Consider the following 14,609-nt stretch of genomic DNA (forward strand, 5'->3'; position numbering starts at 1 on the left):
CCTTTTTTTACGCCATACATAATCATGAATTGCTCTATGGATAGAAATCGTAATCTTTAGGTAATATGTACTACGCCTCTTTGCATACAAAAAAAGCATCTCCCTCGCTTAATGTCGAAAGGAAGACACTTTAGTTGTCATAGCTTCTAACTACACAGTTCCGGCCCTTTTTCTTAGCCTGATACAATGCAGTGTCACTAAGTTTGTAAAGAGTGTTCAATGCGTATCGTTCACCTGAATCCACCGTGATGATGCCAACACTTATCGTGTAATGCAAGGGCACACCATGAATGACCGCCCCTGTAACCGCTGTGCGCATCCGCTCTGCAATCATATCACTGTTTTGTTCATCGGCTCTATGCAGCAGCACAGTGAACTCCTCACCACCGAATCTTCCGAACAGATCACCATTGCCAAGCTGCTGTTTTATTTTATGAGCCAGATCTTTTAGAACGTGGTCGCCGGTATTGTGGCCGTAGGTATCGTTTATGCGTTTAAAGTGATCCACATCCAGCAGTAAAAAAGAATACGGCAGCTTCTTCATTGCTGAGGCAGCTATTAAAGGCCGGGCGCGCTGTACAAAGGATCTGCGATTCAAAATACCTGTCAACACATCATAAGTGGCCACCCGTTCCAATTCTGTAAAGGAATCCTCCCTATAAAGCAGCATGATTCCTGCAGTTCCTAAGAACATAAGCAAATAAATCCCCAGATAAAAAAATATCTGCAGCCAGTGAGAGGTCTGTGCATTCCATCCTAACATCGAATAAAACGGTTCAAGTCCCTTGCTAACCAGCGCTAAAATTACAACAAAGTACAACAATCCTATGGTTCGCTGGAGAGAGGTCTCTCTAATCTTCACAGCTAATATATAAGCTGGCAACGCTAAGATCATAATCCCAAATAGACAAGTTGCAGCCATAACCAACCGCTCATCTGGCATAATTATATGCAGTAGCACTACGATGACAATGGATACTCCGAACAGGATCGTATAATATCGTTCAATCCTACTCCCAAAAACTCTGAGAAGCATCAGAAGCGCTAAGCTTTCCAGCGTACCTCCAGCTAAAGCAAGCAGCATACTGATTGGAATGGGAAGTCGTGAGTCTGTGAAATCATTCAGCAAAAGGAGAATTAAAGCTGCCAGCTGCAAATATTTTGCCGTGACAAACAAGGTAGAAGTCCGTTCCTGCGCGTAACGCAAACGATAGACGACAATAAGCAATACCGTAAAGGATTGCCACATAAAGAGGCAGACCAGCAGTGTCTTGAGATCCAGATGCATGTTAGTGAATTTCACCCCCTGTATTCTCCAAGCTCAATAAATATAATTGTATCTGACCACTCGGTTTCTTCCTTCTTGTTTGGCTTGGTATAACGCTTTATCGCTCAGCTTGTACAGCTTATTTATCCAGATCTCCTGATCCGGTATGATTGTAATTACACCTATACTAACTGTATAGCCTTGTAAAAGTTTTTGTGTAGGCGTCTTCATTACTGCCTTTCGTAACACTTCAGCTTTCCGGTCACAGCTAGCTTCATCCAGCCCGCAAAGGATAACTGCAAATTCCTCGCCGCCCAGCCTGCCAAATAAATCGCTGTTTTCGAGGTTGTCCTTAATCGTCAATGCGAATTCTTCCAGAACAACATCGCCGGTATCATGGCCGTATGTATCATTGATTTCTTTGAAATGATCCAAATCCAGCAGCATAAACGAAAAGTACTCTTGCTCAGCAACTGCCTTCTCAAGCCGAACCTCAGCTTCCTCAAGAAATGCTCCACGGTTAAGGATTCCAGTCAGATCATCGTAGCTAGCGATTCGTTTCAGTTTTACAAAGGAGTGCTCGTTAGAAAGTAGAATAAAGCCTGCGGCTCCCACAATCAACAATAAATACATCCCCAGGTAATATAAATACTGCGAAAGATTAGTTGTGAACACGTTCATCTCTGGCTCCCAGATCAATGCAACAATCGCGCGGAGCAGCATAATCCCTGCAAAAGCGTAAAACAATATTCCGAGTATCTTCTGAAGAGGGGTGCCTTTTGGGTTCACCGTGAGGTGGTAAGCTGGATAGACAATAAACAGTATCGACCATAATGAGGTACAGGCTATGCGCCAGCTGGAATGATGAAAGAAGATCGCAACAATACTAAAAGTAATCGAACTAAGTATGGAAAGCGTTATGTAATACAACTTTATCCGCTGACCAAGGATTCCCATCATCAGCAATAAAGCAATAATCTCCAGACAGCAGCCTAAAAGAATCAAAGCGTTGCTAAGTGGAATGGATAAAGCGCGGGGGATATGACCCCATAATAATAATGAACACCAGAAGAGCAGCTGCACCGCCTTTGAGCGTATGAATAAGGTGGATGCCCTGTCTTTAGGAGCGCTCCTCCGGTAATTGGTTATCAGCAGCAATATAAATAGATTTCCAAAAATAAATAAATACACTAACGTTTTGATATCAAGCTGGGAGTCCATGAGTCACCACCTACACGGAAAAATTGATCCTCTACTGACAGCACTATAGCACTCAATGGCTGGTTCAGCAAATACCCTATTTATTTCATTTTTTAGAATGTACATACACCGCTTAAGTATACAAAAAAGCACTTCCCCCTGCACGGAGCTCGGGGGGAAGTGCTATGGTCAAGAGAATATGAATATTCTCGTGTAGGCCTGTGTTTGTATTAACGCTTCTTCAAGCCGTCCGCCAATGCGTATCCAACCTTCCAGATATCGCCTGCGCCCATCGTAATCACTAGGTCACCTGGGGCAATACGAGGTTTCAGATCAGCAAGCACATCTTCTTTGGTTGGCAGATGTCTTGCACCAGCGTTACTGTTCTGCACAATAAGCTCAACCAGCTTCGCAGATGTAACCCCCTCAATCTGCTTCTCACCTGCCGGAGAGTAGATGTCGGTGATGATCACCTCATCTGCTTCGCTAAAGGCGCGGCTGAAAGCATCTAGCAGGAAGAACGTACGTGTATACCGCTGAGGCTGGAATACGGCAATAATCCGTTTCCCCGTTGCCTTAGCAGCACTGATTGTCGCCTGAATTTCAGTTGGGTGATGCGCATAATCATCGATGACCAGAATGTCATCGACTTCTCCGAGCACTTGAAAACGGCGCTTCGCACCATGGAATTTCACGATCGCTTCAGCGATTTTTTCAAAAGAGATTCCTGACTTCAAACAAGCGATAACCGCAGCCATTGAATTATACAGATTGTACTGGCCTGGCACGGATAGTTCAATTTGTCCCAATACTACGCCATTATGGTTCATCGTATACGAAACTTGACGGTCGCCAAGAACGATGTCTGTGGCAATATAATCTGCAGTCTTCGACTTGATGCCGTAAGTAATCACCTTACCTGACACTTCAGGCAATAAAGAAATCACGTTCTCGTCATCTGCACACACAATCGCAGTGCCGTCTTCACGGGTCTGGTTCATAAACTGTACATAAGCAGCCTTGAGACGGTTAAAATCTCCGCCGTAATTCTCCAAGTGATCTGCTTCCACATTCGTGACAATTCCAAGCCAAGGGTGATAGTGCAAGAAAGAGCCATCACTCTCATCCGCTTCCGCCACTACATAATCGCCTTGTCCTGCCTTTGCATTCGTACCGACGTTCATAATCTCTCCGCCGATAATATACGTAGGATCAACTTCACACTCTTCCATTACAAGTGCGATCATAGAGGATGTAGTTGTTTTACCATGCGCTCCGGCAACGGCTACCCCTTTACGTTCGTTCAATAAACGGGCTAACATTTGTGAGCGGTGCAGAATTGGAATCTTAAGACGCTCTGCTTCCACCCATTCCACATTATCGCTGGACAAAGCCGTAGAGTACACGACGAGATCCGCACCTTTTACTTGTTCTGCTGTATGCCCAATATAAATCTTGGCACCTTTAGCAATCAATTTATCCGTCAATTCTTGGGCAGCCACATCGGAGCCCGTAACCGTATATCCCATTTCTAGCATTACTCGGGCAATCGCGCTCATACCGTAGCCGCCGATCCCTATAAAATGCACACGTTCAGTAGTATCCAACAGTCGTCACCAGCCTTTTTCAGTATCGGGTTGCTGCAAAAGTGTACCGCGCACGTCAGAAATCAAATACAGCGTACCAGATACGACGGCAAGGTCATCCTCCGCTGTAATCGACTTCAGTTGTTGCAGCGCTTTTCCCCAATTATGTTCTACTATGATTACCAAGTTTACCTTGGCATATTTATCCCGCAGACTTTCTGCGATAACCTGCAGATGCTCCGCGTCCATTTTGTTCTGGAAATCCGGTTCGGTCAGGATGAGCGTATCCACTATAGGCAGTATATGCTTAAAGTAGGATTCATGATGCTTATTTGCCATCATTCCCATAAGTAAATTTAATTTACCGTATTTATAGAGCTGTGGCAGGCTTTTGGCAAGGCTCTCCGCGCCTTCCGGATTATGTGCTCCATCCAGTACGATCCTCGGAGATTTACTTACCTCTTCCAGCCTTCCAGCCCAAAATGCATGACGCAATCCTTCCAGAACATCTTCATCCTCTAGCATGAACGCCATATACTGGCGCAAAACTTCAAGAACCATCATGGCTCCTGCCGCATTGCTAATCTGGTGTTCGCCTTTCATCACAATCCCAAGTTCAAGCGAACGGAAGGGACCCTTAAAGTTAAAGGTCTGCACATCCGCATGGATTCCAGTAGCTTCATAGCTAAAATCTTCTCCGGCAAGATAAAGAGTAGAGCGGCAAGCCGCCGCTTTCTCCTTGAGTACAGCCACGACTTCCGGTTGATTTACGCAGCTAACAACAGGTACACCGGGTTTGATAATCCCGGCTTTCTCCATTGCAACCTTCTCAAGCGTATCTCCCAGAATATCCATATGGTCATGGCCGACATTTGTAATCACCGACACGATCGGAGTAACGATGTTCGTTACATCCAGCCTTCCCCCAAGCCCAGTCTCCCATACGACAACATCCGGACAAGAAACACCCGCAAAAAATAGAATGGCCACAGCTGTAGTTACCTCAAACATCGTTGGTGAGCCAAATTCCGTTTCTGCAATCTCATCTACCAAAGGACGAAGGGTATTCACTAGCTCAAGAAGAGTTTCTTCAGGAATGTCCGTATTATTATATTGGAACCTGTTCGTGAACTTCGTAATATACGGAGACGTGAAGGTGCCGACAGAATAGCCGCTTTGCAAAAGTGCGCTTGTCAAAAAAGCACAGGTGGAGCCTTTGCCGTTGGTACCCGCCACATGAATAAATTTCAGCCGACGGTGCGGGTTTCCCAGCTTGTCCATCAACATCTCAATTCTGTCTAAACCTGGCCGGATTCCAAAAGGAATCAGGCCCTTGATCCAGTTAACCGCTTCGGTATATGTCGCAAGAGGGGCGGTGCTCCCGCCCCGATTTAGGTCATCCATGTCTCTTATCCTCTCAGCTCTGCTATGCGGGCAAGTACTTTCTCACGTTTGGCAGAATAATCTGCCTGCTTCGCCTGCTCCTCTTCGATAACTTTTGCGGGAGCTTTGGCCACGAAGCCCTGATTGCTCAACTTTTTCTCTACGCGTTCTACTTCGCTGTTCAGCGTCTGCACTTCTTTTTCCAGACGAGCGATTTCTTGTTCAATATCAATCAGCCCCGACAAAGGCAGAAGCAGTTCCGCTCCCGTTACTACAGCGGACATTACCTTGTCTGGCGTTTCCGGATTCAGGCCAGCTTCGAAAGAAGAGGTATTGCAGAAACGTCCGATGTAGTTGTCGTTACGAGTAATGATGCTCAGTGTTTCCTCATTGCTCGCTTTAATAATCAAATCAACCTTTTTGCTCATCGGTACATTTACTTCAGCACGGATATTACGAACTGCCCGGATTACATCCATCAGCAGGTTCATTTCCGCTACCGCTTGCGGGTTCTCCAGAGCAGCATCATACTCAGGCCAAGCAGCCAAAGTGATTGTCTCTCCTTCATGCGGCAGATGCTGCCAGATTTCCTCCGAAATAAACGGCATAAACGGATGGATCAAGCGCATCGTGCGGTCGAGTACATAAGCAAGTACGGACTGTGTCTTCGCTTTGGCTGCGGCATCCGTTCCGTAAAGCGACAGCTTCGCGAACTCAATATACCAGTCACACAAATCGTCCCAAATGAAGTTGTACAGCTGGCGGCCGGTCTCGCCGAACTCGTACGAGTCAATTAGACGCGTAATTTCACGAGAAGTTTCGTTCAGACGGTGTAAAATCCAACGGTCAGCCGTAGTTAGCTCCCCAGTAATGTCAATATTCTCGAAGCTAACTCCTTCAAGATTCATGAGGGCGAAGCGTGACGCATTCCAGATCTTATTAGCGAAATTACGCGCCTGCTCTACCTTTTCCCAGCGGAAGCGTAAATCCTGACCCGCTGTGCTGCCGGTAGAAATCATATAACGCATAGCATCTGCGCCATACTTCTCGATAACCTCAAGCGGATCTACACCGTTGCCGAGTGATTTGGACATTTTTTGTCCTTCAGCATCCCGTACCAAACCATGCATCAATACGTCCGAGAATGGTTTCTCTCCGGTGAATTCCAGTGCCGAGAAGATCATCCGCGCTACCCAGAAATAAATAATATCGTAGCCCGTTACGAGCACATCGTTCGGATAGTAACGTTTGAAATCTGCACTGTCTTCATTCGGCCAGCCTAGGGTTGCAAACGGCCAGAGGTTGGAGCTAAACCAAGTATCCAGAACATCCTCGTCCTGTTTCAGGTCGGTTAAGCCGCTGATCCGGCGCGCTTCTTCCTCGTCATTCGCCACAACCAGCTCACCGGTAGATTCAGAATACCAAGCCGGAATACGATGCCCCCACCAAAGCTGACGGGAAATACACCAGTCGCGTACGTTTTCAATCCAGTTCAGGTAGGTTCTCTCGAACCGTTCAGGTACAAAGTTAACCCCATTACCATCCTTCTGTGCATTGATGGCAGCTTCGGCGAGCGGCTGCATCTTCACGAACCATTGTGTGGACAGGTACGGCTCAACAACCGCTCCTGAACGTTCACTGTGTCCAACTTGATGCACATGATCTTCAATAGAGATCAGAACGCCTTGCTCCTTCAGATCCGCCGTGATGGCCTTACGGCATTCACTCCGGTCTTGACCTTGGTAAGGTCCTGCTTCTTCGTTCATCGTACCGCTCTCATCCATTACGTTGATCTGCGGCAAATTGTGCCGTTGACCTACCTCGAAGTCATTTGGATCATGAGCTGGCGTGATCTTAACCGCACCGCTACCAAACTCTTTATCTACATACTCGTCAGCGATAATTGGAATCTCCCGGCCGATAATCGGCAGGATCAGGGTTTTACCAATCAGATCTTTATAACGATCATCCTCAGGATGAACAGCAACTGCCGTATCACCCAGCATCGTCTCCGGACGTGTGGTCGCTACAGTGATATGTCCGCTGCCATCTTTAAGGGGGTAACGCAGGTGGTACAGATGACCGTTAACTTCCTTATATTCAACCTCGATATCCGACAACGCCGTACGAGCCGCCGGGTCCCAGTTGATGATACGTTTACCGCGATAGATCAAGCCTTTATTATAAAGCTTAACAAATACCTCGCGAACTCCCTTCGACAAACCCTCATCGAGGGTAAAACGCTCGCGGGAGTAGTCAAGGGAAAGTCCCATTTTTGCCCACTGCTCATGAATGGTGTTCGCGTATTTGTCTTTCCAATCCCACACCTGCTCCAGGAACTTCTCACGTCCGAGGTCATGTCTAGAAATCCCCTGCTCGCGCAGCTTCTGCTCTACCTTCGTTTGTGTTGCAATACCTGCGTGGTCCGTACCTGGCAACCAAAGCGTATCGAAGCCCTGCATCCGTTTAGTACGAATCAGGATATCCTGTAATGTGAAATCGAGCGCATGCCCGATGTGCAGCATTCCCGTTACGTTTGGCGGCGGGATCACAATACTATAGGCTTTAGCATCCGGACGCTGGCCTGCGCGGAAATATCCGCCCTCTGTCCAGTAGGAATACCATTTCTGTTCTGCTGCCTTCGGATCATACGTTGTTGGCATCTCGTTTTTAGATTCATTCGTAGCAGCAGCATCTGCCGCTGTTAGATGGTTTTGGTCAGCCATTCTCTGATACCTCCACTAGTTTACTTGTAGTTGCTTATAGTTGTTAATAAAGTTGCTGTATAGAGCACACAGGTCTCTGAAAAAAACAAAAAGACCCCTCGTCTCAAAGGACGAAAGGTCATTCTTTCGCGGTACCACCTTTGTTTCGCGCCAATGAAAAATAAAACTACACTTCTTACCCTACGGATTCAGAAGCTTAGCGCGACACTCGTACAGATAACGGCTGCTACCGGCCACAACCTAACTTATCCTTCACAAATATGAAGATAAGCTCAGAAGGGCGACTCCGGGGCGACTTCGGGGGCTGTTTCCTACGGAATGTCACAGCACTTGCAATTCCGCTCTCTGAAGGGCTGACCGCCTACTCTTCCCGTTCCCAGTCTTTACTTAGATATTGCTTACTCCATAATACATTTTGAGCCCCCCCTAGTCAACCTGGATACGCCTTTGCAGCGGGACTTTAGGCTGAATTTCGACTTATTTCTTCTGAAGCATCCCTTCCAACAATGAAACAGCAAAAATCCCGATCCTAATACCTGATCGGGATTCACCTATTCATGTGTGTACGCATCACGATTCGATTACGGGATGTACAACACTTGACCTTCCTCTACACTCTGCCCGGATAAGCGATTATACATTACCAGCTCCCGCGCACTTAGCTGATACTTCTCTGCTATGGTATCCAGTGTTTCTTCACGCTGCACAATACACAGCCGAACTTTGCGGAACATGTTAGCTCCATCCGCGCTGGCAATGAATCTGCTCTTCCATTCCGTATTATTGCCAACCTCTGGAACGTCCACTGCTGCAGATGTGTTTCCTTCCGACTGCAGAGCTTCCTGCTCTTTACGGACACGACTGGAGCTTAGTAAAGAGGAGAAGGTGAGATGTTCTTTTTCCGGAATTTCTGCTTCTTTTTTACTGCCCAAGGCGATCTTAAGATCTTGTTTCTCCTCATGAGAAGCCACACTCTCTTGTGAAACAAAAACTTCGTTCGCATTCTCATTAATCGGCGCAGTATTCTCTTCTTGCTTAGAAAGCGCATTATTAGCCTCATTTTCAGAAGCGAATACAGGGATATCCTGAATTGCATCTGCACTAACGGCTGGAACAGCGGTCTCTCTAGGAGTAAAATATTCCTCTGCCGACTGTTGGTTCTCTTCGCTCACATTGCTTGCTTGATTCAGCTGAGACACCTCAACCTCTTTGTTCTGGGCCTCGGCTTTAAACCAGTAATCGGATAAACCCGCTTTAGCATCGTCAACTTGGGACTCCAGACTATGTGTCCGTGCTTTAGCTCCCTTGTCCTTCTCCTGACCGGATGAGAAATTGACTACAGGGGACGTATGAGCGACTCCACTTGAGACTAATGATTCTTCTGTTTCCTGTTCATTCGCTTCGGCATGCTCATGTTCTTCTACAGCAACCTGTGAGGCATCCTCACCGAAGGTCCACTGAGAATTTTCATAAAGTGCATCATTTTCCTGTTCTTGTAGCTCCGTAGTAGCTTCTACCCTGTCATCATTCACAGGAGAATAGGCGACTGTATACTCCTCTTGCTGCCAGGCTGGTTGAGGTTGAGGGTCCGCACCACCGATCCCCCGCAGCGATAATACGCCTGTTATATTCACAGTGCGCATCGTGAGCAGATCGATATCAAAATTCTCAATCTCTACCCCAATATCTTCAATCGAGCTGACGCGTGTAAGCGGAACAGTGATTTCCACGGGAATGGCATGCTCCAGACGTTGTGTTCGGTCATCTTCACTCCGGTAAAGCCCGGTAAGCAACAGCTGACCATATAACTCGGCACGATCCTCCCGCTGAATCACCTGAATTTCCGGAAGTAGTTCAACCTCCTCCAGCTCAGCTATTCCCGGAAGCTCTTCCGAAAGGTGAATGCGTTCGTAAATATCAAACCGCAAGCCGTGGGACTGATCAAACACGGGATATGTCCTCCTTCTTGGCATAATCTAACCCTGAGACAGGCCCAGAGCATAAGCCCAAAATGTTACTCCCCACATGTATATGCTTCAAACAGAGAGGCATGACAACTTTGGTAGTACTAACCGGACAGGATGCTAATAAATTTCATGAATTTAAGAGCTCACCAAACCTTCAGCCTGCTGATAGATGCACTACTTCGTAAGAACAAAGTATTATATGCTGCTTTTATTAATAAGACATGGATAGATGTTTTTTTTCTGAAAAAATAGAAAAAGAACAGTAGAACCAGCTTTTGCTGATTCTACTGTTCCTTAGCCACTTACGTATCTGTCAGGGTGCTTCAGACAGCAGCTCTCGCAGCTGCAGCATATCCTCCGGCCACGGATCGCTGACTTCCAGCTGTTCTCCGCTCCAAGGATGGCGGAAGGACAATGCCTCGCCATGCAGGGCATGGCGGCCGGCAGCGCTGGAAGCCCAAACCGGACCGCCATATAGTTCATCCCCATACAAGGGATGACCCATATGGCTGAGATGAACGCGAATCTGATGCGTCCGTCCAGTCTCCAGCTGCACATGCACCAGGCTTCCGCCATGCAGTGCCTCGCGCTCGATGATTCGCGTCACGGCAGATTGTCCGCCGGGCGAGACCCGTCTGCGCGCAGCGTGATGCCGATCGCGCCCAATCGGGGCATCGATCACCTTAAGCGCAGGCGGCACGATGCCTTCAACGATCGCGGCGTAGTGCCGCGAGATGCTTTTTTCACGCATATTCTCGTCCAGGACTAACTGTGCGAACTCATTTTTCGCATACATCACCGGACCCGTTGTATCTTTGTCCAAGCGGTGAATATGGCGCACAGCCACATTTTCGCCGGAAGTGATATAATGCGCAGCTACGAGGTGATCCAGAGTTACACCTGTTCCACTGCCATCGGGATGTACCGCCAGCCCAGCTGGTTTATGAGCTACCAGGCAAAAATCATCCTCATACAGCACCTCAAGCTCTTCCCATATCGGTTCAAGCCCCGCTTCACGATCGGGAAAAAGCGCCAGCCGAAGCCGGTCGCCTTTCCACTGAATGCCTCCCTCGCGGCGTAACCGCAGATGAAGTTTCTCGGGCATGCCTACAGTTTCTAACAGCCACTTGTCAATCGTTGCTTGCGTATCCTCGGCTCCAGTAATGATTTTGCCGGGTGTTACCTCCAGCCACTCTCCACGCCGGGTCCAAGCGCCACCACCGGTTCTTTCTCCGGCTCCGATGCTCAAAGGGCCTTCAGGGCATTATAATGGCCCTCAATGGTATCATCAATATCTTGCTCACTATGTGCAGCCGATATGAACATCCCCTCAAACTGTGAAGGTGGCACACTGATGCCTTGGTTTACCATATGACCAAAATAACGACGGAAAAGATCCGTGTCACTGGACTTAGCCGTTTCAAAATTGATTACAGGTCCTTCAGTAAAGAATGGGCAAACCATTGATCCTACCCGGTTGATAGTGAGCGGAATGCCAGTCTCAATTGAATTCTTTTTCAAACCCGCTTCCAGACGTGCACCCAATTGTTCCAGACGATCATATACTTCCGGGGTCAACAGCTTGAGCGTAGTATATCCGGCTGCCATCGCCAATGGATTACCACTAAGTGTGCCCGCCTGATAAATCGGTCCAGTAGGAGCGATTTGCTCCATGATCTCTCTTTTGCCGCCATAAGCACCCACTGGAAGTCCGCCGCCGATAACTTTGCCAAAACAAGTTATATCCGGAGTAATCCCGAACAAGCCTTGAGCACAGCCACGATTAACACGGAAGCCTGTCATAACCTCATCAAAAATAAGCAGTGAACCATTGTCAGAAGTTAATTTACGAAGCCCTTCCAGGAAGCCTGGAAGCGGTGGAACCACGCCCATGTTGCCGGCAATCGGCTCTACGATCACTGCGGCAATCTCATTGCCAAAACGTTCGAAAGCAATCTGAGTGGACTCCAAATCATTGTAAGGAACCGTAATGGTATTCATTGCAACACCTTCTGGGACACCCGGGCTATCCGGCAAGCCCAATGTAGCTACACCAGAGCCAGCCTTAATAAGCAGACTATCCGCGTGACCGTGGTAGGAGCCTTCGAATTTCAAGATTTTGCTGCGCCCAGTGTAACCACGTGCCAAACGAATCGCACTCATCGTAGCTTCCGTTCCAGAGTTAACCATGCGTACAATATCTACAGATGCCACTCGTTCAACAACATTTTTTGCCATTTCCGTTTCGAGTAGCGTTGGAGCGCCAAAGCTTGTCCCTTTTACCGCCGTCTCCTGCAATGCCTTCACAACCTCGGGATGCGCATGACCCATAATCAGCGGACCCCATGAGAGCACATAGTCGATAAAGCTGTTGCCGTCGATATCAAAAATACGCGAACCTATCCCATGATCCACATAAATCGGAGTCAGACCTACGGATTTAAACGCCCGTACAGGGCTGTTCACCCCGCCGGGAATATATTGTTTTGCTTCATCAAAAGCCTTCCGGGACGCTTCCTCTTTACGCGCCATTGGCACATTACTCATGTATCTTCACTCCTATTCTCTTCTTGGTTACACAAGCTTGTACAAACATATATTAGCTGCCGCGATGTCGGTGTGATGAAGATTAGCCGCGCAGCCAGCGGGCTGCATCTTTTGCAAAATAAGTAATAATAATGTCCGCACCAGCACGTTTCATGCCCGTCAGCATTTCCAGCACAACGGCTTGCTCGTCGATCCAGCCTTGCAATGCCGCTGCTTTTACCATGGAATATTCTCCACTCACATTGTAAGCCACCAAAGGAAGATCAAACTGATCACGAATCGTACGAATCACATCTAGGTAAGCCAGAGCTGGCTTCACCATTAACATATCCGCGCCTTCCAGCACATCGGATTCTGCTTCACGGAGTGCTTCGCGCAGATTGGCAGGGTCCATTTGATACGTTTTGCGATTCCCGAACTGTGGTGCTGAATCCGCTGCTTCGCGGAAAGGGCCATAAAATGCCGAAGCATATTTGACCGAATACGACATAATCGGCACATGCTCAAAGCCGTTCTCATCAAGTCCCGCACGAATTGCGTGAACAAATCCATCCATCATGTTGGAAGGGGCGATAATATCTGCTCCAGCTTTTGCTTGGGATACCGCCGTACGAGTCAAAAGCTCCAGCGAGGCATCGTTGATAACATCGCCATGGACCACACCATTCACCGTATGCGTATGCACCATTCCACAATGTCCGTGATCCGTAAATTCACAAAGGCAGGTATCTGCAACGACCAACAGCTCTGGGTACCACTGCTTGATCAAGCGAGTAGCCTCTTGCACAATTCCATCCTCTGCAAAACCGGAAGAACCGATAGCATCCTTCGTCTCGGGAATCCCGAACAACAATACAGCCGGGATGCCTAGTGCGGCGATCTCGTCCACTTCTGCTTTTAACGTATCCAGCGAAAAATGATACACGCCCGGCATTGAGCTAATCTCATTCTTCACACCTGTTCCATAAGTCACAAAAATAGGCTGTACCATATCCAGCACATTCAGTATCGTCTCCCGCACCATGCCACGAATTCCAGCAGAACCGCGCAAACGGCGGTGACGTGTAATTGGAAAGCTCATTTGTTCATCCTCCTGAAAAATCAAATATAAAACCAAATTATGTGTCTGGCAGCAAACTACAACTAGCCACAGCCAAGTCTAAATTAGCCGCAACCAAACCGCCGACCACTGGCTAACTACGTATAGTTGTAGTTTGTGCAACTATCTCGATGTTTTGTCCTAATTGTAAGCTTTAGTTGCATTCTCTACAGTTATTTATTACAAAAGTGCGAAGATTCCTCATTTAGCGGATATTTAATTGCACATACTGCAACTAAACTCAACTTTAGCTGATATATAGGAAATTTAATTGTATAAAGTACAACTAAACCTAAAGCAGATCTGCTGACATTAACCTACTGCATATTCTCTACATACCAGTTAGTTTACAACCAAATATTATCCTCCGAACTCCATAAGTCACTACGTTCGGAGTTCAATTTATATGTTACTTGAAGGTAGCGATGTGGCACTTTTGAGCGTAGATATAACGGCGAGTAAACCAACGGCGCGTAAACCAACAAATGTTAGTTAGTAAAAGTAACCGCTAACTCATTAATAACTACCAACTCACGTGTAACCACGAACTATTTAGTAACTACGAACAAACTCTAAACTCACATGTAACCACGAACTATTTAATATCTACGAACTATTTAGTAACTACGAACTATTTAGTAACTATGAACAAACTCTAAACTCACATGTAACCCCAACTATTAGTAACTACGAACAAAACTCTAGCCTATAATCTAACTAAATATAAGCTGAGCGCTATATTTCTAAGCAGGCACTGCCTTTCTCCGTTGAACAGCTACTACTCTCCCCGCAGAGTAATCAGCTTCTACCTTCCCACCAGAAAGTAAGCTGCGT

At 47.2% G+C, this 14,609-nt stretch carries 9 protein-coding genes; all 9 read right to left on the reverse strand.

The window, feature by feature from the left end:
* Positions 1 to 130: 130 nt before the first annotated feature.
* The 9 genes from MHH89_RS16130 to hemB all read right to left on the reverse strand — a co-directional run bounded on the left by MHH89_RS16130 (position 131) and on the right by hemB (position 13,757).
* On the reverse strand, positions 131 to 1,303 hold the full coding sequence (locus MHH89_RS16130) for a diguanylate cyclase (protein WP_179089463.1): 1,173 nt from the start codon (positions 1,301 to 1,303) through the stop codon (positions 131 to 133).
* An 18-nt stretch (positions 1,304 to 1,321) separates the two neighbouring features.
* Positions 1,322 to 2,488 (reverse strand): GGDEF domain-containing protein, encoded by a 1,167-nt coding sequence (locus MHH89_RS16135; RefSeq protein ID WP_076129397.1) that lies wholly within the window; start codon positions 2,486 to 2,488, stop codon positions 1,322 to 1,324.
* 209 nt (positions 2,489 to 2,697) lie between these two features.
* Positions 2,698 to 4,074: a UDP-N-acetylmuramate--L-alanine ligase gene (gene murC / locus MHH89_RS16140; RefSeq protein WP_036685137.1), complete on the reverse strand. Its 1,377-nt coding sequence runs from the start codon at positions 4,072 to 4,074 to the stop codon at positions 2,698 to 2,700.
* Positions 4,075 to 4,080: 6 nt separating this feature from the next.
* Positions 4,081 to 5,457: a bifunctional folylpolyglutamate synthase/dihydrofolate synthase gene (locus tag MHH89_RS16145; protein WP_339188226.1), complete on the reverse strand. Its 1,377-nt coding sequence runs from the start codon at positions 5,455 to 5,457 to the stop codon at positions 4,081 to 4,083.
* A 5-nt stretch (positions 5,458 to 5,462) separates the two neighbouring features.
* Positions 5,463 to 8,162, reverse strand: coding sequence for a valine--tRNA ligase (locus MHH89_RS16150; protein WP_076129400.1), 2,700 nt, complete (start codon positions 8,160 to 8,162; stop codon positions 5,463 to 5,465).
* Positions 8,163 to 8,743: 581 nt separating this feature from the next.
* On the reverse strand, positions 8,744 to 10,111 hold the full coding sequence (locus tag MHH89_RS16155; protein WP_076280011.1) for a LysM peptidoglycan-binding domain-containing protein: 1,368 nt from the start codon (positions 10,109 to 10,111) through the stop codon (positions 8,744 to 8,746).
* 331 nt (positions 10,112 to 10,442) lie between these two features.
* A complete protein-coding gene (locus MHH89_RS16160) occupies positions 10,443 to 11,378 on the reverse strand; it encodes an RluA family pseudouridine synthase (protein ID WP_256717565.1) in 936 nt (311 codons plus the stop codon).
* Positions 11,375 to 12,676 carry a glutamate-1-semialdehyde 2,1-aminomutase gene (hemL, locus tag MHH89_RS16165; RefSeq protein ID WP_445739129.1) on the reverse strand — a complete coding sequence of 434 codons (1,302 nt, stop codon included), beginning with the start codon at positions 12,674 to 12,676 and terminating at the stop codon, positions 11,375 to 11,377. Before hemL ends, MHH89_RS16160 begins: the two co-directional genes overlap by 4 nt.
* A gap of 82 nt (positions 12,677 to 12,758) precedes the next feature.
* A complete protein-coding gene (gene hemB / locus MHH89_RS16170) occupies positions 12,759 to 13,757 on the reverse strand; it encodes a porphobilinogen synthase (RefSeq protein ID WP_076129402.1) in 999 nt (332 codons plus the stop codon).
* Positions 13,758 to 14,609: the final 852 nt, after the last annotated feature.

The organism is Paenibacillus sp. FSL H7-0323 (assembly GCF_038002725.1).
In the GTDB taxonomy this organism is placed as follows: domain Bacteria; phylum Bacillota; class Bacilli; order Paenibacillales; family Paenibacillaceae; genus Paenibacillus_AQ; species Paenibacillus_AQ odorifer.

Bases quoted from the DNA above. Each gene is read 5' to 3' on its own strand.
- MHH89_RS16135 (WP_076129397.1), bottom strand. From the start codon at position 2,488: ATGGACTCCCAGCTTGATATCAAAACGTTAGTGTATTTATTTATTTTT.
- MHH89_RS16145 (WP_339188226.1), bottom strand. From the start codon at position 5,457: ATGGATGACCTAAATCGGGGCGGGAGCACCGCCCCTCTTGCGACATAT.
- MHH89_RS16150 (WP_076129400.1), bottom strand. From the start codon at position 8,162: ATGGCTGACCAAAACCATCTAACAGCGGCAGATGCTGCTGCTACGAAT.
- hemL (WP_445739129.1), bottom strand. From the start codon at position 12,676: ATGAGTAATGTGCCAATGGCGCGTAAAGAGGAAGCGTCCCGGAAGGCT.
- hemB (WP_076129402.1), bottom strand. From the start codon at position 13,757: ATGAGCTTTCCAATTACACGTCACCGCCGTTTGCGCGGTTCTGCTGGA.